This window comes from Streptomyces sp. NPDC042002, assembly GCF_055588305.1.
Genome location: NZ_JBVJCT010000022.1, coordinates 78,442 through 99,654, shown reverse-complemented (window position 1 = coordinate 99,654; position 21,213 = coordinate 78,442). Strand labels below are relative to the sequence as shown.

Below are 21,213 nucleotides of genomic sequence, written 5' to 3'. Positions count from 1 at the left end.
ATGATGAGCAGACGAAGGGTGTCCCGGGGGATCGCGGTGCTGCTGGCGGTGGTGGCGGCCGTGCCCGTGGGGACGGTGGCGGCCGCGTCCGCGCCGCCGGTGCCCGCCTCCGGGCCCGTCGGCGAGAAGCTGCCCGGTGCGGCGAGAGGACCGTTCCCGTCCTGGCAGGGCGAGATCCCGGGCCTGCCGGTGCCGCCACCGGCCGTGGACACCGACGTGGACACCGGCATGGACTCCGCCGGGGAGAACGCGCGGGACGCGCCCGAGGGAGCGGACGTGCCGATCACGTACGTGCCCGTCGAGAAGGCCGGAGCCCGTCCGGCGGCGGCGTGCGACGGGCGGAAGGGCCCGTACCAGCGGCAGGTCGAGCGGTGGCTGAAGCTGCGGGTGGACGGGAAGCAGTCGGCGGCCGACTGCCGGGCCATCCGTGCCTTCCAGAAGAAGCACGGCATCGAGCCGGTCACCGGAATCGCCGGCCCGGTGACCTGGGCCCGCATGCGGGTGCTGGACGCGCGGAGCGCCCCGCACGTCACCCGCGGCTGCCCGGCCCGCTCCTACCGGGTCGCCTGCGTCGACCTCACCCACGGGCTCACCTGGGTGCAGAAGCGCGGCCGGATCCTGTACGGGCCGGTGCCGATGCGCAGCGGCGGAGTCGGGCACCGTACCCGGACCGGCTGGTTCAGGATCTACTGGAGGCACCGGTACCACTGGTCGACCCTGTACAACACCCCCATGCCGTACGCCCAGTTCTTCAGCGGCGGGCAGGCATTCCACGCCGTCTACGGCAGCATCCGCACGGTCGGCGGCTCGATGGGCTGCGTCAATCTGCGGCTCGCCGACGCCCGCGCCCTCTGGAAGGTGCTCAGGACGCGCGACCGCGTCTACGTCTGGGGCCGAAGGCCCGGCAGCTAGGCCCCGCAGCTGGGCCCGGCAGCTAGGCCCGACCGACCGGACAGGTCCCCGTGCCGTCGGTCGGGCCGAGACCGGCACGGGACGTCCCGGGACCGGTGCCGGAGGGCTGTCCCGCGCCTCTGAGAGACTGGGGCGCGATGACAGACACAGCACACCCGCGGACAGCGCCCCTGCGCGCCCGCGCCGAGATCGATCTGGCCGCCCTGCGAGCCAACGTGCGGACCCTGCGTGCCCACGCGCCGACCGCGGCCGTGATGGCCGTGGTCAAGTCCGACGCGTACGGCCACGGCGCGGTCCCGTGCGCCCGCGCCGCGCGCGAGGCGGGCGCCACCTGGCTCGGCACGGCCACCCCGGAGGAGGCGCTCGCCCTGCGGGCGGCCGGCCTGCCGGGGCGCGTCATGTGCTGGCTCTGGACCCCGGGCGGCCCCTGGGCCGAGGCCATCGAGGCCGATGTCGACGTGTCGGTCAGCGGGATGTGGGCGCTGCGGGAGGTCACGGCGGCCGCCGAGGCCGTCGGCGCGCCCGCCCGGGTGCAGCTCAAGGCCGACACCGGCCTCGGCCGCGGCGGCTGCCAGCCCGCCGACTGGCCGGAGCTCGTCGCCGAGGCCCTGGGCGCCGAGGCACGCGGGCTGATCACCGTCACCGGCCTCTGGTCGCACTTCGCCTGCGCCGACGAGCCGGGGCACCCCTCGATCCAGGCCCAGCTCGCGCTCTTCCGCGAGATGGTGGCGTACGCCGAGGAGCAGGGGGCACGCCCCGAGGTGCGGCACATCGCCAACTCGCCCGCGACGCTGACCCTCCCCGAGAGCCACTTCGACCTCGTACGGACCGGGATCGCGGTCTACGGGATCTCGCCGAGCCCGGAGCTGGGCACCCCGGCCGACTTCGGACTGCGCCCGGTGATGACACTGAGCGCGTCGATCGCGCTGGTGAAGCACGCCCCTGCGGGCCATGGCGTCAGCTACGGCCATCACTACGTCACCCCCGGCGAGACCACCCTCGGCCTCGTCCCCGTCGGTTACGCGGACGGCATCCCGCGGCACGCCTCCGGCACCGGCCCCGTCCTGGTCGGCGGCAAGTGGCGTACGGTCGCGGGCCGGGTCGCCATGGACCAGTTCGTCGTCGACCTCGGCGGTGACGAGCCGGAGCCCGGCGCCCGGGCGGTCCTGTTCGGGCCAGGCGACGGCGGTGAGCCCACCGCCGAGGACTGGGCACGCGCGGCGGGCACGATCGCGTACGAGATCGTCACGCGCATCGGAACCCGCGTTCCGCGCGTCTACGTGAATGTGAAAGAGGAACAGGACGGGTAACACCCTTTAGCCGAACAGGCGCGCGGGGCCCGGCGAGCGGAGAGCGGCGGGCGGCCGGCGGCACCCGGTGGGCGAGAGCCGCACCGGCGCGCGCACAGCCAGAGTCGACAGCGGACAGCGGACAGCCGACAACGGACGGCCGACAGCCGGAGCGAAGAGGAGCGGGACGTGAGCGAGAGCAGCGCGGAGGCCGTCGTGAGCGCGGCCTCGGCGGCCGCCGCCTCCGCCGGGAACTGGCGCAGGGCCGGAGTCGCCGGCGCCGCGATAGGCGTGGTCGCGGCGGGTGCCGCGGCCGGGGTCGCGATCGAGCGGCTCACGGTCGGCCGCGGCATACGCAAGAAGGCGCGCCTCGCCCTCGACTCGACCGGCCCGTACGGCTCGCTGCGCGGCATGCCCGGCAAGGCGTACGCCGACGACGGCACCGAGCTGTACTACGAGGTCGACGAGCCCGAGCCGGAGGCCTCGCTCGCCCCGCGCCGGCGCAGGCTCTTCGGCCGCAAGGCCCCCGCCCCCGTCACGGTCGTCTTCAGCCACGGCTACTGCCTCAACCAGGACTCCTGGCACTTCCAGCGTGCCGCGTTGCGCGGTGTCGTGCGCACGGTGCACTGGGACCAGCGCAGCCACGGGAGATCCGGGCGGGGTGTCGCCCAGCTGGAGGACCGGTCGCCCGTCACCATCGACCAGCTCGGCCGCGACCTGCTGGCCGTCATCGAGGCGGCGGTGCCCGAGGGTCCGATCGTGCTCGTCGGGCACTCCATGGGCGGTATGACCGTGATGGCGCTCGCCGATCACTTCCCCGAGCTGATCCGCGACCGGGTCGTCGCCGTCGCCCTGGTGGGTACGTCGTCGGGGCGGCTCGGCGAGGTCAACTTCGGGCTGCCCGTCGCGGGCGTCGCCGCCGTGCGGCGCGTGCTCCCCGGTGTGCTGAAGGCGCTCGGGCAGCAGGCCGCCCTGGTGGAGCGCGGACGACGGGCCACGGCCGACCTGTTCGCCGGGGTCATCAAGCGGTACTCGTTCGCGAGCCGGGACGTCGACCCGGCCATCGAGCGGTTCGCCGAACGGATGATCGAGGGCACGCCGATCGACGTGGTCGCCGAGTTCTACCCGGCGTTCACCGAACACGACAAGACCGCCGCGCTCGCCCGGTTCACCGAGATGCCCGTCCTCGTCCTCGCCGGGGTCAAGGACCTGGTGACGCCGAGCGAGCACAGCGAGGCCATCGCCGACCTGCTGCCGGACGCGGAGCTGGTGCTCGTCCCCGACGCGGGGCACCTGGTCATGCTGGAGCATCCCGAGGTCGTCATAGACCGCCTCGCCGACCTCCTCGTGCGCGCGGGAGCCGTGCCGGCAGGCGCTACCGTGGGCGGCTATGGAAGCACCAGCAGCAGCGCACAACCCGGCTGAGCCCGCCCAGGACGGCGTCGGCGCGCAGATCACCGTCAACTCGCCCGAACAGATGCAGGAGTTGGGCCGCAGACTGGCCAAGCTGCTGCGCGCGGGCGACCTCGTGATGCTGAACGGCGAGCTGGGCGCGGGCAAGACCACGCTGAGCCGCGGACTCGGTGAGGGGCTCGGCGTCCGCGGCGCGGTCACCTCGCCGACCTTCGTCATCGCCCGCGTGCACCCCTCCCTCGGCGACGGGCCGCCGCTCGTGCACGTGGACGCGTACCGCCTCGGCGGCGGGCTCGACGAGATGGAGGACCTCGACCTCGACGTCTCGCTCTCCGACTCCGTGATCGTCGTGGAGTGGGGCGAGGGCAAGGTCGAGGAGCTGACCGACGACCGGCTGCACGTCGTCATCCACCGGGCCGTCGGGGACACCACCGACGAGGTGCGGCACGTGACGGTCACCGGACTCGGGCAGCGCTGGGCCGCCGCCGATCTGACCACGCTCGCGGCCTGACGGCGACACGCTCGCGGTGCCACCGGGGTTTCGCGGCGCGGGTGCCTTTCGCTCGTACATTCGGCCAACGTTTCCGACAGGGCGTCGGCAAAATATTGCGTTCGGCGTCCCGGCCGTGGTCACATGGACATCAGTACGTAGTTAGGTCTACCTAACCATGCTTGCCCCCGAAGCCCGAGGAGGCGTCCATGTCGGCATCAGAGTCGGCTGCAGTGCCGGCTTCAGAACGTGACGTGCCGGCCGCGCCGCGCGCGATGGCCGGGGTGTCGATGCGGGATCTGCTGGCGGCGTGCGCCGCCGCCGAGGCGGTGTCCAGGCCGCCCCGCGCGCCCCTGAGTGAACCGGACGCCGTGGAACGCCCCCGCAAGGCCGCCTGACGCCGACGCGGGGCTGGAAGGTTCCTGGACTCGATTGGCCGCCCGGGCGCCGACGCGGCAGAGATCGCCCGGGCGCCGGCACGGCAACGTGCCGTTACTTGATGACGACGACCTTGGCGCCCACGGTCGCGAACGCCCACATCGCGTCGCCGTCGGCGCGCGAGGCGCGGATGCCGCCGAGCTTCTTGTCCGGGTCCGGGGCTTCCGTGGAGCCGTCCACCGCGGCGCTGAAGCCGATCGCGATGCCGTTGACGAACGTGAACCGTACGACGTGCTCGATCTGCGTGCCGTCGGACCCGGGGACCGAGCCCGACCGCGACGTGACGTCGTAGGTGCCGACGTCCGGGTCGACCGTGCCCGGGGTGACCTTGAAGGTGCGCCGCACCTTGTTGCCCGAGCCGACCAGCCAGACGCGGTCGCCGCCGGTCGAGTAGACGACCCGCACACCGGTGCCGGACGGGGCCGGCAGCGCGGCCGGGTCCTTCTTCTTCCGGGATGCCTTGGGGGCGGAGGACTCGGCCGACGCGCTCGTGGCCGGTTTGCCCAGGTTGTCCGGAACGTTCGCCGATGCCTGGAAGGCGAGGAAGCCGACCGCCGCGACCGCTGCCACGGTGAGCCCGGCCACGATTCCCGAGCTGCTCCTAGCCACCTTGTGTGCCCACCTCTCGACCTTCGTACGTACTTGCTGTGACGGTAGCAGCCGAGGGACGGGAGTCCCGGGCGGCCTTGCGTCAGGCTCCGGCGCCGTACGCTGTTTGCGTGCTCTTGCTCGCTCTGGATACCGCCACCCCCGCCGTGACCGTCGCCCTGCACGACGGCACGTCCGTCATCGCCTCGTCGAGCCAGGTGGACGCCCGCCGGCACGGGGAGCTGCTGCTGCCGGCCGTCGACCGGGTGCTCACCGAGGCAGGCCTCAAGCTGGACGCCGTCACCGGCATCGTCGTGGGCGTCGGCCCCGGCCCGTACACGGGGCTGCGCGTCGGCCTCATGACCGCCGACACCTTCGGACTCGCGCTCGGCGTGCCCGTGCACGGCGTGTGCACCCTCGACGGGCTCGCGTACGCGGCCGACGTGGAGGGTCCCTTCGTCGTCGCCACGGACGCCCGGCGCAAGGAGGTCTACTGGGCGCGCTACGCCGACCGTCGTACCCGGCTGTCGGAGCCCGCCGTGGACCGCCCCGCCGAGATCGACGGGACGATCACCGCGCTGCCCGCCGTCGGCGCGGGCGCGCTCCTGTACCCCGACACCTTCACGGACGCCCGCGCACCCGAGTACGTCTCGGCCGCCGCGCTCGCCTCCCTGGCCGCGGAGCGGCTGGCCGCGGGTGAGGAACCGGAGCCGCCCCGGCCGCTGTATCTGCGCCGTCCGGACGCCCAGGTGCCCAAGAACTACAAGGTGGTCACCCCCAAGTGACCGTCGTGCTGCGCGAGATGCGCTGGTGGGACATCGATCCCGTACTGGAGCTGGAGAAGGAACTCTTCCCTGTGGACGCCTGGTCCCGGGGCATGTTCTGGTCCGAGCTGGCCCACTCCCGCGGGCCGGAGGCGACCCGGCGCTATCTGGTCGCCTCCGACGGCGACCGGCTCGTCGGATACGCCGGGCTCGCCGCCTCGGGAGACCTGGGCGACGTGCAGACCATAGCGGTGCGGCAGGACCAGTGGGGCACCGGCCTCGGCGGCCGGCTGCTCACCGAACTGCTGCGGGCCGCGAGCGACTTCGACTGCGCCGAGGTGATGCTCGAATGCCGCGTGGACAACGTCCGCGCGCAGAAGCTGTACGAGCGCTTCGGCTTCGAGCCCATCGGCTTCCGGCGCGGCTACTACCAGCCGGGGAACGTGGACGCCCTGGTGATGCGCCTGCGCGACCCATCGACCTCCGTACAAGGAACAGAGACCCATGGCTGACGAACCACTCGTCCTCGGCATCGAGACCTCCTGCGACGAGACCGGTGTCGGCATCGTCCGCGGGACCACCCTGCTCGCGGACGCCATCGCGTCGAGCGTCGACGAGCACGCGCGCTTCGGCGGGGTCGTGCCGGAGGTCGCGTCCCGGGCGCACCTGGAGGCGATGGTCCCGACCATCCAGCGGGCGCTGAAGGACGCGGGGGTGTCGGCCGGGGACCTGGACGGCATCGCCGTCACCGCCGGACCCGGGCTCGCCGGGGCGCTGCTCGTCGGGGTCTCGGCCGCGAAGGCGTACGCGTACGCGCTGGGCAAGCCGCTGTACGGCGTCAACCACCTCGCCTCCCACATCTGTGTGGACCAGCTGGAGCACGGCGCGCTGCCGGAGCCGACGATGGCCCTGCTGGTGTCCGGCGGCCACTCGTCGCTGCTGCTGTCCACCGACATCACCTCCGACGTACGGCCGATGGGCGCGACCATCGACGACGCGGCCGGCGAGGCCTTCGACAAGATCGCGCGGGTGCTGAACCTCGGCTTCCCGGGCGGCCCGGTCATCGACCGGTACGCGAAGGAGGGCGACCCGAAGGCCATCGCGTTCCCGCGCGGACTCACCGGGCCGCGCGATCCGGCCTACGACTTCTCCTTCTCCGGTCTGAAGACCTCCGTGGCCCGCTGGATCGAGGCCAAGCGGGCGGCCGGGGAGGACGTGCCGGTGCGCGATGTGGCCGCGTCCTTCCAGGAGGCCGTGGTGGACGTGCTCACCCGCAAGGCCGTCCGCGCGTGCAAGGACCAGGGCGTCGACCACCTCATGATCGGCGGCGGCGTGGCCGCGAACTCCCGGCTGCGCGTGCTCGCCCAGGAACGCTGCGAGGCCGCCGGGATCCGGCTCCGGGTGCCGCGCCCCAAGCTGTGCACGGACAACGGCGCGATGGTCGCCGCGCTGGGCGCCGAGATGGTCGCCCGGAACCGGGCCGCCTCCGACTGGGACCTCTCGGCGGACTCCTCGCTGCCGGTGACGGACCCGCACGTGCCGGGGCGCGGGCATACGCACACGCATGCGCACTCGCACGATCATGTGCACGAGGTCGCGAAGGAGAACCTCTACCCGTGACCGTCGCGCTGATGTGGGAGGCGCGGGCCGTCGCCGGCCGGGGCGAGGAACTGCTCGCCTGGGTGCGGGGGCAGGAACTCCCGGGGAACCCGGTGCGGCGGGAGATCCTGCGGGCGCCCCAGGACCGGGTCCTCGTCATCACCTGGTGGGAAGCGGACTACGACGCGGAGCTGCCCGAACTGCCCGAGCCGGACGGGGAGTTGGTGACCCGGGCGGTACACAGGTGGCGCTTCGAGTCGGCGGACTGACGGCGGGCGGCGGCTGGTTCCGGTCGCGGAGTACCCGATCGCGCGACCGGAACCCGGAGTGGTCCGCCCGCCAGGTCACGACATCCGCGTGACCTCCGTCTCGCAGCGCATGCGCCGGTCCGTGCCCAACCGCCGTACCGGACCCGTCAGGTTCAGCCGGGCCGTGTGGCGCGTGTCCGCGCTGGAGGCGGCGAGCCGCAGCTCCAGGGCGCCCGGTTCGACGATCCGAGTGCCGGTGCGGTCGGTGAACGCCGAGAGGTCCGCGTGGAAGCGGAAGGTCACCCGGCGGGCCTCGCCCGGTGCCAGGTCCAGCCGCCGGTAGCCGATCAGCCGCACGTCCGGGCGGGTCACCGAGGCCACCGGGTCGTGCAGGTACAGCTGGACGACCTCGGCGCCCGCGCGCTCACCGGTGTTGCGGACGGTCACCGACACGTCGTACGAACCGTCGGTGTCGATCTCGGCCCCGGGCGTCTCGTCCGGCTCCCAGTCGAAGGACGTGTACGAGAGGCCGTGGCCGAACGGGTACAGCGGTGTCGGGTCCAGGCTGCTGACCTCGCCCGCCAGGCCCAGCGGCGGCTGGAGGTACGTCCACGGCTGGCCGCCCGGGTCGCGCGGCACGCTCACCGGCAGTCGGCCGGACGGGCCGACCCGGCCGGACAGCACGCCCGCCACCGCGGGCCCGCCCTCCTCGCCGGGGAAGAACGCCTGGACCACGCCGCTGAGACGGTCCTGCCAGCGGCCCAGCGCGTAGGGGCGGCCGGTGAGCAGCACCAGGACCACCGGCACGCCCGTGGCGACCAGCGCGTCGAGCAGTTCGCCCTGCACGCCCGGCAGGCCGAGGTCGGCCACGTCGCAGCCCTCGCCCGAGGTACCCCCGCCGAACAGTCCGGCACGGTCACCGAGCACCGCCACGCACACGTCGGCCTCGGCGGCCCGTGCCACCGCCTCCTCGAAACCGGACCGGTCCGGTTCCGAGACCCCGCAGCCCTGCGCGAACGTCACCTTGGCGTCCGGCAGTTCGGCGCGCAGCGAGTCGAGCACGGTCGGTATGTCCACGCCGGTCGGGACCTCGGGGTGGTGCGTGAGCACGTGCGAGGGGAACGAGTAGCAGCCGAGCATCGCCAGGGGGTCGTCCGCGCGCGGGCCGATCACCGCGATGCGGGTGTCCGGGGCCAGCGGCAGCACGCCGTCCGCGTTGTCCAGCAGGATCACCGACTCCTCGGCGAGCCTGCGGGCGAGCGCCCGGTTGGCCGCGGAGTCCAGGTCGACGGGGCGGCCGGTCTCCGGGCGCCAGTCCTCGTCCAGCAGGCCGAGTTCGCACTTCTGGAGCAGTACCCGGCGGGCCGCCCGGTCGATCAGCGACTCGGGGACGGTGCCCGCGCGGACGGCGGCCACCAGCGGCTCGCCGTAGCACTTCAGCGTGGGCAGCTCGACATCGATGCCGGCCTCCAACGCCTTGTGCGCCGCCTCGGCCTCGGTGCCGGCCACCCGGTGCAGCGTCTGGAGGAAGCCGATGCCGAAGTAGTCCGAGACCACCGTGCCGGTGAAGCCCCACTCGTCGCGCAGCAGCTCGGTCAGCAGATACGGGTCGGCCGACGCCGGGACGCCGTCCGTGTCGTTGTAGGCGGCCATCACCGAGCGGGCGCCGCCCTCGCGCAGCGCCATCTCGAACGGCGGCAGGGTGATGTCGGAGAGCTCGCGCACCCCGGCCCGCACCGGCGCCAGGTTCCGGGCGCCCGCGGAGGCCGCGTACCCGGCGAAGTGCTTGAGCGTGGCCACGATCCCGGCCGACTCCAGGCCCCGCACATAGGCGGTGGCGACGGTGCCGACCAGGTACGGGTCCTCGCCGATCGTCTCCTCCACCCGGCCCCAGCGCAGGTCGCGGACCACGTCCAGGACCGGGGCGAGGCCCTGGTGGACGCCGACCGAGCGCAGGTCGTCGCCGATGCGCCGGCCCAGCTCCTCCACCAGCTCCGGGTCGAACGTGGCACCCCAGGACAACGGGACCGGGTACGCCGTCGCCTGCCAGGCCGTGAAGCCCGCCAGGCACTCCTCATGGGCGACCGCCGGAATGCCGAAGCGGCCCGCCTCGGCGATCCGGCGCTGGGCGCGGGCAAGGGCCTGCGCGCCCAGCGCCGGGTCCACGGGGGCGGTGCCGAAGGAGCGGGTCAGCTGGCCGAGCCCGCGGGTGATCAGCTCGTCCCAGTCGTACGAGGAGGCCATCTCGCTCTGGAGCGGGGCGACTCCGCCGCCGTCCGTGGCGGCGCCGACCCACACGCCGTACAGCTGGGCGGTCTTCTCCTCCAGGGTCATCCTGGAGAGCAGGTCGTCGACGCGGGTCGCGGCGGGCAGGGCGGGGTCGCGCCAGGGAGGGGTGGTCATGGAACTCCTGTCGGGGAAAGGGGGGTTCGGGCGCCCCTGGTCGTACACGTTCACTTGCCGCCCACACCCATGAGGCCGCCGACCAGCGAGCGGCGGGCCACCAGGTACACGATGAAGATCGGGACACCGGAGAGGACGACCGAGGCGAGGATCGCGGGAATGTTCACGCCGAACTCGCTCACGTAGTCGAACAGGCCGAGGGTCAGCACCCGTGGCCCGTCGGACTGGGTGAAGATCAACGGGAAGAGGAAGCCGTTCCAGGCCTGGAGCGCCGAGTAGATGACGACGGTGCTGATGCCGCCCTTGGACATCGGGATGACGAGCTGGAACAGCATCCGGGTGGTGGACGCGCCGTCCAGTGCCATCGCCTCGTACATCTCCTCCGAGATGTCCCGCAGCGTGCCGGTGAGGATCAGCACCGACACCGGCATCGCGAACGCGGCCGTCGGCAGGACGATCGCGAGCAGACTGTCGTACAGGTTCAGCTTGGCGATCATCAGGTAGAGCGGCACCACGACGGCCTGCGCCGGGATCGCCACGCCCAGCAGGAACAGCCGGAACGCGGCCCCCGACCAGACGCTGCGGGTCCGCACGGCCACGTAGGACAGCGGGACGCACAGCACCAGGACGATCAGGACGACCCCGGCCGCCGCGAGCACGGTGTTCCACAGCAGGTGGCCGAAGCCGTTGTCCAGGACGGTGCTGTAGTTGTCCAGGGTCGGATGGGACGGCGGCTTCAGGGCGTTGTGGCCCAGCGCCTCGTCCTGGTGGGTGAGCGAGGCCGAGATCATCGCGTAGATCGGGATGATCACGACGGCCAGCCAGACCAGCGTGCCGGCGCCGGCGAGCGGGTTGGCGCGCCGGGACCAGTGCCGGCGGCGGCGCGGGGGCCGCTCGGCGGCCGGGGCGGAGTCCGTCCTCACGGGACGGGGCAGTGTGTCGTGTGACATGTCGTCACATCCCTTCCCGGGTGCTGCGCATCGTGCCGAAGCCGGACAGCTTCACCATCAGCAGGGACAACGCGGTCGCGGCGAGCACCAGGAAGGAGGCGACGGCGCTCGCGTAGCCGAAGTCGTAGCTCTTGAAGCCGGCTTCGTACATCAGGTACGGCAGGATCGCCGTGTCGGTGCCCGGACCGCCCTGGGTGAGGATCAGGACCGTCTCGAAGTACGTCAGCGAACCGACGACCATCAACACCCCTGATGTCGTCGCCGTGTTGCGCAGCTGCGGCAGCGTGATCGAGAAGAACTGCCGCAGGCGCCCGGCCCCGTCGATCGCCGCCGCCTGGTAGAGCACCTCGGGGATCTGTCGCGCCCCGCCCTGGTAGATCAGGGTGTGGAAGGGGATGAACTGCCAGCCGCCGACGAACACGATCGCGAGGAACGCGCCGCTGGTCGTGCCGAGGGTGTCCTGGTGGATGATGCCGAAGTTCGGGTCCAGCAGGGCGTAGAACAGCAGCGAGATCGCCGTCGACGACAGCAGGAACGGCACGAAGAAGATCGCCGAGAGCACCGCGCGGTTGCGCTGCCGCCCTGCCGCCCAGACGCCCAGCAGCAGCGAGATCACCGTCTGGAACGCCCAGCTCACCACGGTCAGCGCGACGGTGACCGTCAGCGACTGGGTCAGCCGTTCGTCGCCCAGCAGCTTGCGCCAGTTGGCCAGACCGGTCGGCTGCGGGTCGCCCAGGCCGTTCCACTTGGTGAACGACAGGTAGAAGGCGAGGAGCATCGGGGCGATGGCGAAGAACGCGAAGAACAGGACGCCGGGGACGGCCAGCGCCGCGCTGGGGCGGCCGGCCCTGTTGCGCCGGGCGGAGCGGGGGCGGCCGACGTCGTTCCGCGAGCCGCCCTTGACCTGCGTGACGCTCACTTCAGCTCCTTGAGCGCCGCCACGAACTGCGTCGGCGAGGACTTGCCCACGAACAGCTTGTTGACCTCGGTGAGCATCGGCGTCGACACGTCCGGGTCGACCGCCTGGTCCCAGCTCAGCGTGAACGCCGGGGCCTTCTGCACCATCTCGTACTGGAACTTGGCGAACTCCGGGTTCGGCGAGGCGTCCAGGAGGGTCGCCGCGTTCGAGGTGGCCGGGACGTCGCCGTTGGCTATGAGTTCCTTGGTGTACGCCAGGGAGGCGGAGTCCCGCAGGAAGGCGATCGCCGCGTCCTTGTTGGAGGTGTGGGCGTTCACCGACCAGTAGTTGGTGGGGTTGCCGACCACGTTGCGGATGTCGCCGGCGCCGCCCTCGATCTGCGGGAAGGCGCACCAGCCCATGTTCTTTCTGGCGAAGTCGGGGAACTTGCCGAGCTGCGTGGAGTACTCCCACGAACCCATCAGATGCATCGCCGCCTTGCCCTTGGCGAAGACCGCGGGAGCGCCGCCGTTGCCGTACCCCACCGAGCTGTAGCCCTTGCCGAAGGCGCCGTCGTCGATCAGCTGCTTGACCGTCTGGGCGGCCTTGAGGACGGCCGGGTCGCCCCAGGCGGAGGCGTCACCGTTCTTGATCTTCTCGAAGACCTGGGGGCCGCCGATCCGGTCGACCAGGTACTCCAGCCACATGAGTTCGGGCCAGATGTCCGCGCCGCCGAGGGCGAACGGGGTGATGTCCGCCTTCTTCAGCTTGGTGTTGATGTCCAGCAACTGGTCCCAGGTGGTGGGCGGCTGGAGCTTCTGCTCCGCGAAGACGGTCTTGTTGTAGAAGAGGATCACGGGCTGCATGCCGCGCATCGGCACGCCGTAGTTCTTGCCGTCCAGTCCGCCCGCCGCCAGCACCGACGGCAGGAAGCCGCTCTTGAGCACCGGGTCGGACGTGATGACGTCGGTCAGGTCGACGAGCTGGCCGGCCTCCCGGTAGGCCTTGATGGAGCCGCCGCCCCAGTTGAAGAAGACGTCGGGCGCGTTGGGCGAACCCATCGCCGTGCGCAGCTTGGCCGGGTAGTCGGTGGCGGGCACCTTCTGGAGCTTGATCGTGCCCTTGGCCTTCTTCGCGGCGGCCGACGCGTTGAACCGGTTGACGGACTTGACCTGGATCTTCGCCGCGTCGTCCCCGTAGACGAACGCGGTGAGCGTCCCGTCGGAGCCCGAGCCGCTGCCGGACCCGCAGGCGGTGAGCCCGCCGACAGAGGCCAGGGCGGCCGTGCCCGCGCCGAGGAACCAACGTCTGCTGTGGGACTCCATAGGACGGCACCTCTCGGTAAGCGCGAAGGATCGCCGATGATCCATCGCGAATGTTTCGAGTCATTTTTCGAATGTTCCGGGAACGTAAGACGATCTGGTGGGTCCGTCAAGGGGTCGCGCAGAGATACGATCGCCCGCATGAAGCCTGGGAAGTCCGCAGAAACACAGACGGCGACGCTGGCCGAGATCGCCCGGGAGGCCGGTGTGTCGGCTCCGACTGTTTCGAAGGTCCTCAACGGACGCGCCGACGTCGCCCCCGCGACCCGGTCCCGCGTCGAGGAGCTGCTGCACGCGTACGGCTACCGCCGCCGGCGGGCCGAGGCTTCCCGCTCGCCGCTGATCGACCTGGTCTTCCACGAACTGGAGAGCGCCTGGGCCATGGAGGTCATCCGGGGCGTGGAGAACGTCGCCCGGGACGCGGGCCTCAGTGTGGTGCTCTCCGAGTCCGCCGGGCGGCTCACCCCCGGCCGGACCTGGGCCGACCAGGTCGCCGCCCGCCGCCCGCACGGCGTGGTCCTCGTCCTCTCGGGCCTCGACGAATCCCAGCGCGCCCTGCTGACCAGCAGATCCATCCCCTTCGTGGTGATGGACCCGGCGGGCGACCCGGGCGTCGACGTGCCCTCCATCGGCGCCACCAACTGGCAGGGCGGCCTCGCCGCCACCCGTCACCTCGTCGAACTCGGCCACACCCGGATCGGCGCCATCAGCGGGCCCTCCCGGATGATGTGCAGCCGCGCGCGGGTCGACGGCTACCGCGCCGCGCTGGAGACGGCCGGGCTGCCCGTCGACCCCTCGCTGATCGTCGCCGGGGACTTCCACCACGAGGCCGGCTACCGCATCGGCCTGGAGCTGCTGCGCCGCCCCGACCGGCCCACGGCCGTCTTCGCCGGCAACGACCTCCAGGCGCTCGGTCTCTACGAGGCGGCCCGCGAGCTGGGGCTGCGCATTCCCGAGGACCTGAGTGTCGTCGGCTTCGACGATCTGCCGGTGGCGCGGTGGGTGGGGCCGCCGCTGACGACCGTACGGCAGCCGCTGACCGAGATGGCCGAGGCGGCGGCGAAGCTGGTGCTCGACCTGAGCCGCCAGGAGAGGCCGTCGGCCGGGACGCGCATGGAACTGGCGACGAGCCTGGTGGTCCGCAGCAGCACGGGGGCGCCTCCGGCGTGAGGCCGGGTGCCTCCGGCAGCTCGCCCGTGTCGTTCGCGGTTCGGTCCGGTGGGGGGTCGGGGCCGTGCCGGTGCATCAGCCCGTCGCCGTTGGGTGAGGCGTGGGCGTCGGTGGCGACGGGCATCGATGTACCGGCACGGCCCCTCGCGCGCGTCGCCGGGTGCGGGTGATGCGCAGTGGCCGTTCTGCCTTTCGGCCCCGGCCGGGGAAATTTCATCCCCTCCGGTGTGTTCGAGGAGCGGGGGTCTGGGCGGGGGCGTGAGGCCGGATCGGTCCGAAGTCGGCCGGGGGGTCGTATTGACGGGTGAGACATCCGCCTCCACACTCCTGCGAAGTCAATCGGTTGTACGACCGAAACTTTCGGAGGCACCCGCCATGAGAACCTCCCGAACCCGCAGCCTGACCCGTCCCTTATCCCGCCGCGTCGCCGCCCTGTTCGCGGGAGTCGTGACCGTGGGCGCCCTGCTCGCGGCCGGTACGACGGTGCACGCCGCCGACGCCCCGCTGCGCGACCTCGCGGCAGCCAAGGGCAAGGTCATCGGCACCGCGGTCACCGGCTCCAAGCTGACCGGGACGTACGGCGACATCGCCGGGTCCCAGTTCAACTCGCTGACGCCGGGCAACGCCATGAAATGGGGCACCGTAGAGCCCGCCCGGGGCACCTTCAACTGGGCCGAGGCCGACCAGATCGTCGCGTTCGCGCAGGCCCACAACCAGCAGGTGCGCGGCCACACCCTGGTCTGGCACAGCCAGAACCCGAGCTGGCTGACGAACGGCACCTGGACGACCGCCGAGCTGAGCGGTCTGCTCCAGGACCACATCACCACCGAAGTCACCCGCTACAAGGGGAAACTGGCCGCCTGGGACGTGGTCAACGAGCCCTTCAACGAGGACGGCACCTACCGCTCGACCCTCTGGTACAACGGCCTCGGCGCCGACTACATCGCCCAGGCGCTGACCTGGGCGCACGCCGCCGACCCGAGCGCCAAGCTGTACATCAACGACTACAACGTCGAGGGCGTCAACGCGAAGAGCACCGCCCTCTACAACCTGGTCAAGTCCCTCAAGGAGCGCGGCGTCCCGATCGACGGCGTCGGTCTCCAGGCCCATCTCATCCTCGGCCAGGTCCCCGCCACCCTCCAGCAGAACATCCAGCGCTTCGCCGACCTCGGTGTCGACGTCGCGATCACGGAGCTGGACATCCGGATGCAACTCCCGTCCGACAGCACCAAGCTGGCGCAGCAGGCCGCCGACTACAAGGCGGTCTTCGACGCCTGTGTCGCGGTGACCCGCTGCTACGGGGTGACCGTCTGGGGCTTCACCGACTCCGACTCCTGGATCCCGGACGTCTTCTCGGGCTACGGCGCGGCGACACCCTACGACGAGAACTACGCGCCCAAACCGGCCTACAACGCCATCGCGGCCTCGCTCGGCGGCGGAACCTCGACACCGCCGCCCACGGGTGCGTGCACGGCGACGTACAGCGTCCAGAGCCAGTGGAACACCGGGTTCACGGGGCAGGTGCGCATCGCGTGCTCCGGGGCCGCGCTGACGTCGTGGAAGGTGAACTGGACGTACGGCGCGGGCCAGCGGATAACCCAGGCCTGGAACGCGACCTGCACCCAGACCGGCACGGCGGTGAGCTGTGTCAACGCCTCCTACAACGGGACAGTCCCGGACGGCGGTTCGGTGACGTTCGGGTTCAACGCCTCCTGGAGCGGCAGCAATCCGGCGCCCACGGTGACGCTGGGATGAGGTCGGGCCGAGGTCTGCCGAGGTCGGGCTGAAGCGGGGCTGAGGCCGGTCTGAGAAGCGTGAGATTTTTCGAAGAAAATCGTTTCATGCCTCTCTCCCTAACAGTCTCCTAATAATTCGGACTTACGTTCCTCCTTGTGACGGGACACAAGGACATCGGGGTCGGGGACGGGGTCGGGCCGGTGGGCCGGCGGTCGCGGGTACTGAAGGCCGTCGGCCTCACCCTGGCGGGAGTACTGGTGCTGGGCATCGGCACGGCGGGCTGGGCCTACTGGCATCTGAACCAGAACATCAAGAGCGTCGACATCGACAGCGCGCTCGGTGACGACCGCCCGGCGAAGGCCGTGTCGACGCCCTCGTCCCCGGCGTCCGCCTCGGCCTCCGCGTCCCCGCTGCCCAGCGGCGCCCTCAACATCCTGGTCCTGGGCTCCGACTCGCGCAGCGGCAAGGCGAACGCGAAGCTCGGCGGCGGCGACAGTTCGGGCGCCCGTTCCGACACGGCGATGGTCGTGCACATCGACGCGGGGCGCACCCGGGCGACCGTGGTGAGCATCCCCCGGGACACCCTGGTGACCCGGCCGTCCTGCCCCACCTCCTCCGGGGGGACGACGGCGGTGGCGTACGACGCGATGTTCAACAGCGCCTATTCGATCGGCGGCCCGGTCTGCGCGGTGAAGACGGTCGAGTCCCTGACCGATGTCCGCATGGACCACTACATCGAGATCGACTTCTCCGGCTTCGCGAAACTGGTGGACGCGCTCGGCGGCGTCACGGTCACCACGGACGAGAGCATCGACGACGACAAGAGCCATCTGCACCTCGCCGCGGGCGAACACCACCTCGGCGGCACGCAGGCGCTGGCGCTCGCCCGCACCCGGCACGGCATAGGCGACGGCAGTGACCTGGGCCGCATAGGTCTCCAACAGAAGCTCGTCAAAGCCCTGTTGACGCAGATCTCGTCCGCCGGCCTGCTCACCGACCCGGCCAAGCTCTACGACGTCGCGAACGCGGTGACCGGCAGCCTGACGACGGACACCGGCCTCGACTCGCTCGGCGAGCTGACGAGACTCGGCCAGAGCCTCAAGTCCCTCTCCTCCGACGAGGTCAAGACGGTGATGATGCCGGTGGTGGCGGCCCCCTCGGACCACAACCGGGTGATCGCGAACGAGCCGGAGGCGAGCGATCTGTGGGCCTCGCTGAAGTGACACTCCGACTCGGGTGACGCTACCGGGGGACGTCCGGCGGGACTTGAGCTTCGGGAATCGGGATTCGAGCCTCTTTTATGTGGATTGGGCGGGAGGTTCAACCCACCCACCCTCCCTTGCCGGCGGCCGAAGTGCCGTCCGGGCCAGGGGATATGACTTTTCGTGACCGGGTCGCGGCGGAGCGTGGCCGGCGTGTAGCGTGCGCCGGGAAAACTTCGACCCCCGCAGGTGTTAGCAGCACCACGCGGGGGTCTGACCGATGAGAGCGAAACGAGACTTCGACCCATGGCTGTAACTCAGCTTAGTGCTGCCCCGCGCCCCTCCGCCCATCCCCTCGCCAATCCGGGCTATGGAAAACGGTCGGCGCCCGACCAAACCCCACGGACGGGTCGGGACTTCGCACATCTGCCCACCCGCGAGGCATCGATCGCGACGTACATCGACCGGCTCGCCGACGAGTCCGACCTCTCGATCAAGACCCTCGCCAAGCACCTCCCGTACGGCCAGTGCGCCCTCTCCACCGCCCTCAACAACCTCTCCGCGGCAGGCCATTTGCGCAGGGTGCGCCGCCCCGTGACCGTCGACGGCTGCCCCCGCTGGGTCTGGCACACCTTCTTCTCGCGCACCGCGCACGACGACACCTGGTGGAACTCCTTCCTCGCCGGGGAGACGCCCGTGACCGAGCGGCCCCCGGCGCAGGCGGCGCGCTCGACGGCGTACGGCGTGCTGGCGCGGCTCGGCCGGATCGACGCCCGCTTGACGTTGTCGGCGGGGGAGTGCGCGGCACTGGAGGGGGAGGCCGCCGAGTGGTTCGCGCGGGGCGCGGGTGAGCCACAGCTCGTCCAGGCGCTGACGTCGGGGCTCCCGGAACGCGTGGCGCACGCCTACGCCTTCGTACGGGCCCGGCTCCTCGCCAAGCTGCCGCCGCGGCCCGAGCCGCAGCCACCGGCGCTCCGCTACGAGGTGGTCTGCACAGCGTGCGGGGAGCCCGGCGGGGACGGTGTCGAGCTGCGGGGCGGGTTGTGCGGGGTGTGCCGGGGCGGGCGGCCCGCTCTCGCGGCGCATGAGGTGCGCGCCCATGTCGGACGGCTGCGCGCCGCTCTCCGTACCGGGACCCGCACGGAGGAAACCGAGAAGGGAGCAGGCACATGACGACCTTGCGGCACGGTCCGCCCGTGACCGGGGCAGGATGGACGGGAGGAGGCGAAGCCATGACCCCCAGCACGTCCGACCGGCCCCAGATGCTCGTCGAGGAGTTCGAGGAGCTCGCCCACAACGCGCCCGAACTTGTGCGGCTGGAGTTCATCAACGGAAAGGTCGTGGTAAAGCCCATGCCGGACGGCAATCACGGCGAGATCGTCGCCTGGCTCCTCAAGCGCTGCATGCAGCACCGGCCTGAGCTGTTCCTCTATCCGGAGCAAGGGTTGAAGGTCGAGGCCTACCGCAAGGGGCGGGCCAAGCCGGACGGGGTCTTGGCGCCCGAGGAGTACTTCGCCGGAAAGGGCGAGTGGTCCGAGCCCTCGGGTGTCCTGATGGTCGTCGAGGTCACCTCGCACGACCGGGACACCGACCGGCGCGACCGGATCGAGAAGCCCGACGGATACGCGGCCGCCGGCATCCCCGTCTACCTCCTCGTCGACCGGGACGCGGGCAGCGTGACCGTGCACTGCGACCCCGAGGACGGCGTCTACCGCTCGCTCACCACCCGGGCGTTCGGAGCGGTGATCGAGCTGCCGGATCCGGTCGGGTTCACGCTGGACACACAGAAGCTCAAGGACTTCGCCGACTGACCCGATCGGCCCGTCTGGCCCCGCCCGGGGAAAGAAACCAAAGAAATCCGGGGACCGTGTCGAAGCAGGTGTCTCCCGTTCGACGCACGGGTGAGAGGCAGGGAGAAGCCCCGCCTCCGAGGCATCGAAGACACGAGGAGTCACCATGCCCCGCTACCTTTCGCTGGTCCAGATCGACGAGAGCACCGCGCCCGCCGAGGGTCCCAGCCCCGAACTGATGCAGCGGATGGGCGAGCTCATCGAGGAGATCACCAAGGCGGGCGTCATGCTGGAGACCGACGGCCTGACGCCCACCGCGCAGGGCAAGCGCGTCCACTGGTCGGGTGGGCAGCTGTCCGTCACCGACGGGCCCTTCACGGAGTCCAAGGAGGTCGTCGGCGGCTACGCGATCATGCAGTGCAAGGACATGGCCGAGGCCGTGGAGTGGACCAAGCGCTTCCTGAAGACGCACGAGGAGTTCTGGACGGTCACCTGCGAGGTGCGGGAGATCGCCGGGAGCTGAGCCGTCTTACCGGCCTGAGCGGTCTCCTTGGTCTGACGCCGCCGCGGGTGTCTGATGGTGAGCTGTGGAACAGCAGCCCGGCCGAACCCCCGCCGGCGGCGTCGACACGGCCGTCGAGACCATCTTCCGTATCGAGTCGCCCCGCGTCATCGCGCGCGTCGCCCGGATCGTCCTCGACGTCGGCATCGCCGAGGAACTCGCCCAGGACGCCCTGGTCGCGGCGCTGGAGCAGTGGCCGCGCGACGGCGTGCCGGACAACCCGGGCGCCTGGCTGACGGCCACGGCCAAGCACCGGGCGATCGACCTCGTACGCCGCCGGGAGCGCTACGCGCGCAAACTGGAGGAGGTCGGGCGGGACCTCTCGTTGTCGGCGCCGCACCACAACGACGAGCCCGCCGATCCGGACGACATCGACGACGACCTGCTCCGGCTGGTCTTCACCGCCTGCCATCCCGTCCTGTCCGCCGAGGCCCGTATCGCGCTCACGCTGCGGCTCCTCGGCGGGCTGACGACGTCCGAGATCGCCCGCGCCTTCCTCGTCCCGGAGCCGACGATCGCCCAGCGCATCGTGCGGGCCAAGCGGACGCTGGCGACGAAGGGGGTCGCCTTCGAGGTCCCGTACGGACCCGACCGCGAAGCCCGGCTCGGGTCCGTCCTCGAGGTGATCTACCTCGTGTTCAACGAGGGGTACGCGGCCACGGCGGGCGACGACCTGCTCCGTCCGGCGCTGTGCGAGGACGCGCTCCGGCTGGCCCGGGTGCTCGCCGAGCTGATGCCCAAGGAGCCCGAGGTGCACGGGCTCGCCGCCCTGCTGGAACTCCAGGAGTCCCGGGCTGCCGCCCGCACCGGGCCCGATGGTGAACCCGTCCTCCTCAAGGACCAGAACCGCCGCCGCTGGAACCGCATGCTGATCCGCCGGGGCTTCACCGCGCTCGGCCGCGCCAACGCCGTCGCCACCGGCAGCCCGGGGCCGTACGCCCTCCAGGCCGCCATCGCCGCCTGCCACGCGCAGGCCTACACGTACGAGGACACGGACTGGCGGCGGATCGCCACCCTGTACGCCCTGCTGGCGGCCCGCACTCCCTCTCCGGTCGTCGAGCTGAACCGTGCCGTGGCGGTCTCCATGGCCGACGGACCCGGCCCCGCCCTGGAGATCGTGGACACCCTCGCCGGTGAACCCGCGCTGCGCGACTACCACTTGCTGCCCAGCGTGCGCGGTGATCTGCTCGCCCGGCTCGGACGTACGGCTCAGGCGCGGGCCGAGTTCGAGCGGGCGGCCTCGCTGGCGCGCAACGAGCGGGAGCGGGAACTGCTGGCGGCACGGGCCCGTGAGCTGCGCGGCTCGTGAGGTTCCCGTTCGGTAACCCCGTTCCCAACGTGATCGGCAAGGGCTTACAGTGGCGCCGCTGCCGTACACGGGAAGGACGCTCTCCGTTCACCCGTAGGCCCCCGCGAGGCGCGGTCCGGCAGCCCATCG

At 71.5% G+C, this 21,213-nt stretch carries 21 protein-coding genes; 16 read left to right on the top strand and 5 right to left on the bottom strand.

Going from position 1 to position 21,213, the window contains the following annotated elements; genetic code table 11:
* The 5 genes from ACZ6KY_RS27480 to ACZ6KY_RS27460 all read left to right on the top strand — a co-directional run bounded on the left by ACZ6KY_RS27480 (position 1) and on the right by ACZ6KY_RS27460 (position 4,502).
* Positions 1-912 carry a L,D-transpeptidase family protein gene (locus ACZ6KY_RS27480; protein WP_469312957.1) on the top strand — a complete coding sequence of 304 codons (912 nt, stop codon included), beginning with the start codon at positions 1-3 and terminating at the stop codon, positions 910-912.
* Between the two features lie 137 nt (positions 913-1,049).
* Positions 1,050-2,222, top strand: a complete 1,173-nt coding sequence (gene alr / locus ACZ6KY_RS27475; RefSeq protein WP_469312956.1) for an alanine racemase — start codon at positions 1,050-1,052, stop codon at positions 2,220-2,222.
* 168 nt (positions 2,223-2,390) lie between these two features.
* On the top strand, positions 2,391-3,626 hold the full coding sequence (locus tag ACZ6KY_RS27470) for an alpha/beta fold hydrolase (protein ID WP_469312955.1): 1,236 nt from the start codon (positions 2,391-2,393) through the stop codon (positions 3,624-3,626).
* Positions 3,592-4,125, top strand: a complete 534-nt coding sequence (tsaE, locus tag ACZ6KY_RS27465) for a tRNA (adenosine(37)-N6)-threonylcarbamoyltransferase complex ATPase subunit type 1 TsaE (protein WP_469312954.1) — start codon at positions 3,592-3,594, stop codon at positions 4,123-4,125. The genes ACZ6KY_RS27470 and tsaE overlap by 35 nt, the downstream gene beginning before the upstream one ends.
* Positions 4,126-4,313: 188 nt before the next feature.
* Positions 4,314-4,502, top strand: coding sequence for a hypothetical protein (locus tag ACZ6KY_RS27460; RefSeq protein ID WP_469312953.1), 189 nt, complete (start codon positions 4,314-4,316; stop codon positions 4,500-4,502).
* Between the two features lie 94 nt (positions 4,503-4,596).
* Here ACZ6KY_RS27460 and ACZ6KY_RS27455 read toward each other — a convergent pair whose 3' ends face one another.
* Positions 4,597-5,151: a hypothetical protein gene (locus tag ACZ6KY_RS27455; protein ID WP_469312952.1), complete on the bottom strand. Its 555-nt coding sequence runs from the start codon at positions 5,149-5,151 to the stop codon at positions 4,597-4,599.
* A gap of 110 nt (positions 5,152-5,261) precedes the next feature.
* Between ACZ6KY_RS27455 and tsaB the strand changes: the two genes are divergently transcribed.
* The 4 genes from tsaB to ACZ6KY_RS27435 are packed head-to-tail and all read left to right on the top strand — an operon-like array spanning position 5,262 to position 7,762.
* Positions 5,262-5,915: a tRNA (adenosine(37)-N6)-threonylcarbamoyltransferase complex dimerization subunit type 1 TsaB gene (gene tsaB / locus ACZ6KY_RS27450; RefSeq protein WP_469312951.1), complete on the top strand. Its 654-nt coding sequence runs from the start codon at positions 5,262-5,264 to the stop codon at positions 5,913-5,915.
* 17 nt (positions 5,916-5,932) lie between these two features.
* Complete coding sequence (rimI, locus tag ACZ6KY_RS27445; RefSeq protein ID WP_469312981.1) at positions 5,933-6,406, top strand: ribosomal protein S18-alanine N-acetyltransferase; 474 nt, start codon at positions 5,933-5,935, stop codon at positions 6,404-6,406.
* Positions 6,399-7,514 (top strand): tRNA (adenosine(37)-N6)-threonylcarbamoyltransferase complex transferase subunit TsaD, encoded by a 1,116-nt coding sequence (gene tsaD, locus ACZ6KY_RS27440; RefSeq protein ID WP_469312950.1) that lies wholly within the window; start codon positions 6,399-6,401, stop codon positions 7,512-7,514. Before rimI ends, tsaD begins: the two co-directional genes overlap by 8 nt.
* On the top strand, positions 7,511-7,762 hold the full coding sequence (locus ACZ6KY_RS27435) for a hypothetical protein (protein ID WP_469312949.1): 252 nt from the start codon (positions 7,511-7,513) through the stop codon (positions 7,760-7,762). Before tsaD ends, ACZ6KY_RS27435 begins: the two co-directional genes overlap by 4 nt.
* Before the next feature lie 75 nt (positions 7,763-7,837).
* Here the strand turns inward: ACZ6KY_RS27435 and ACZ6KY_RS27430 are convergent, their stop codons facing one another.
* From ACZ6KY_RS27430 to ACZ6KY_RS27415, 4 genes are read right to left on the bottom strand one after another with little or no spacing between them, the layout of a single operon-like run.
* Positions 7,838-10,144, bottom strand: a complete 2,307-nt coding sequence (locus ACZ6KY_RS27430) for a beta-xylosidase/alpha-l-arabinosidase (RefSeq protein ID WP_469312948.1) — start codon at positions 10,142-10,144, stop codon at positions 7,838-7,840.
* Between the two features lie 50 nt (positions 10,145-10,194).
* Positions 10,195-11,094: a carbohydrate ABC transporter permease gene (locus tag ACZ6KY_RS27425; RefSeq protein WP_469312947.1), complete on the bottom strand. Its 900-nt coding sequence runs from the start codon at positions 11,092-11,094 to the stop codon at positions 10,195-10,197.
* A 4-nt stretch (positions 11,095-11,098) separates the two neighbouring features.
* Positions 11,099-12,013: a carbohydrate ABC transporter permease gene (locus ACZ6KY_RS27420; RefSeq protein WP_469312946.1), complete on the bottom strand. Its 915-nt coding sequence runs from the start codon at positions 12,011-12,013 to the stop codon at positions 11,099-11,101.
* Positions 12,010-13,317, bottom strand: a complete 1,308-nt coding sequence (locus ACZ6KY_RS27415) for an ABC transporter substrate-binding protein (RefSeq protein WP_469312945.1) — start codon at positions 13,315-13,317, stop codon at positions 12,010-12,012. The genes ACZ6KY_RS27420 and ACZ6KY_RS27415 overlap by 4 nt, the downstream gene beginning before the upstream one ends.
* A 138-nt stretch (positions 13,318-13,455) precedes the next feature.
* Between ACZ6KY_RS27415 and ACZ6KY_RS27410 the strand changes: the two genes are divergently transcribed.
* The 7 genes from ACZ6KY_RS27410 to ACZ6KY_RS27380 all read left to right on the top strand — a co-directional run bounded on the left by ACZ6KY_RS27410 (position 13,456) and on the right by ACZ6KY_RS27380 (position 21,084).
* Positions 13,456-14,484, top strand: coding sequence for a LacI family DNA-binding transcriptional regulator (locus ACZ6KY_RS27410; protein WP_469312944.1), 1,029 nt, complete (start codon positions 13,456-13,458; stop codon positions 14,482-14,484).
* 375 nt (positions 14,485-14,859) lie between these two features.
* Complete coding sequence (locus ACZ6KY_RS27405) at positions 14,860-16,239, top strand: endo-1,4-beta-xylanase (protein WP_469312943.1); 1,380 nt, start codon at positions 14,860-14,862, stop codon at positions 16,237-16,239.
* Between the two features lie 182 nt (positions 16,240-16,421).
* The gene (locus ACZ6KY_RS27400) at positions 16,422-17,444 is read left to right on the top strand and encodes an LCP family protein (protein WP_469312980.1); all 1,023 of its coding nucleotides are present in this window, start codon (positions 16,422-16,424) and stop codon (positions 17,442-17,444) included.
* Positions 17,445-17,729: 285 nt separating this feature from the next.
* Positions 17,730-18,596: a hypothetical protein gene (locus ACZ6KY_RS27395; protein WP_469312942.1), complete on the top strand. Its 867-nt coding sequence runs from the start codon at positions 17,730-17,732 to the stop codon at positions 18,594-18,596.
* 59 nt (positions 18,597-18,655) lie between these two features.
* Positions 18,656-19,234, top strand: a complete 579-nt coding sequence (locus tag ACZ6KY_RS27390) for a Uma2 family endonuclease (protein ID WP_469312941.1) — start codon at positions 18,656-18,658, stop codon at positions 19,232-19,234.
* Between the two features lie 145 nt (positions 19,235-19,379).
* The gene (locus ACZ6KY_RS27385; protein WP_356468864.1) at positions 19,380-19,736 is read left to right on the top strand and encodes a YciI family protein; all 357 of its coding nucleotides are present in this window, start codon (positions 19,380-19,382) and stop codon (positions 19,734-19,736) included.
* A gap of 64 nt (positions 19,737-19,800) precedes the next feature.
* Positions 19,801-21,084 carry an RNA polymerase sigma factor gene (locus ACZ6KY_RS27380; RefSeq protein WP_469312940.1) on the top strand — a complete coding sequence of 428 codons (1,284 nt, stop codon included), beginning with the start codon at positions 19,801-19,803 and terminating at the stop codon, positions 21,082-21,084.
* Positions 21,085-21,213: the final 129 nt, after the last annotated feature.

Coding starts and splice junctions, on each gene's coding strand:
- rimI (WP_469312981.1), top strand. CDS start 5,933: ATGCGCTGGTGGGACATCGATCCCGTACTGGAGCTGGAGAAGGAACTC.
- ACZ6KY_RS27385 (WP_356468864.1), top strand. CDS start 19,380: ATGCCCCGCTACCTTTCGCTGGTCCAGATCGACGAGAGCACCGCGCCC.
- ACZ6KY_RS27395 (WP_469312942.1), top strand. CDS start 17,730: ATGGCTGTAACTCAGCTTAGTGCTGCCCCGCGCCCCTCCGCCCATCCC.
- alr (WP_469312956.1), top strand. CDS start 1,050: ATGACAGACACAGCACACCCGCGGACAGCGCCCCTGCGCGCCCGCGCC.
- tsaE (WP_469312954.1), top strand. CDS start 3,592: ATGGAAGCACCAGCAGCAGCGCACAACCCGGCTGAGCCCGCCCAGGAC.
- ACZ6KY_RS27430 (WP_469312948.1), bottom strand. CDS start 10,144: ATGACCACCCCTCCCTGGCGCGACCCCGCCCTGCCCGCCGCGACCCGC.
- ACZ6KY_RS27415 (WP_469312945.1), bottom strand. CDS start 13,317: ATGGAGTCCCACAGCAGACGTTGGTTCCTCGGCGCGGGCACGGCCGCC.
- tsaD (WP_469312950.1), top strand. CDS start 6,399: ATGGCTGACGAACCACTCGTCCTCGGCATCGAGACCTCCTGCGACGAG.
- ACZ6KY_RS27460 (WP_469312953.1), top strand. CDS start 4,314: ATGTCGGCATCAGAGTCGGCTGCAGTGCCGGCTTCAGAACGTGACGTG.
- ACZ6KY_RS27410 (WP_469312944.1), top strand. CDS start 13,456: ATGAAGCCTGGGAAGTCCGCAGAAACACAGACGGCGACGCTGGCCGAG.
- ACZ6KY_RS27425 (WP_469312947.1), bottom strand. CDS start 11,094: ATGTCACACGACACACTGCCCCGTCCCGTGAGGACGGACTCCGCCCCG.
- ACZ6KY_RS27405 (WP_469312943.1), top strand. CDS start 14,860: ATGAGAACCTCCCGAACCCGCAGCCTGACCCGTCCCTTATCCCGCCGC.
- ACZ6KY_RS27480 (WP_469312957.1), top strand. CDS start 1: ATGATGAGCAGACGAAGGGTGTCCCGGGGGATCGCGGTGCTGCTGGCG.
- ACZ6KY_RS27390 (WP_469312941.1), top strand. CDS start 18,656: ATGACCCCCAGCACGTCCGACCGGCCCCAGATGCTCGTCGAGGAGTTC.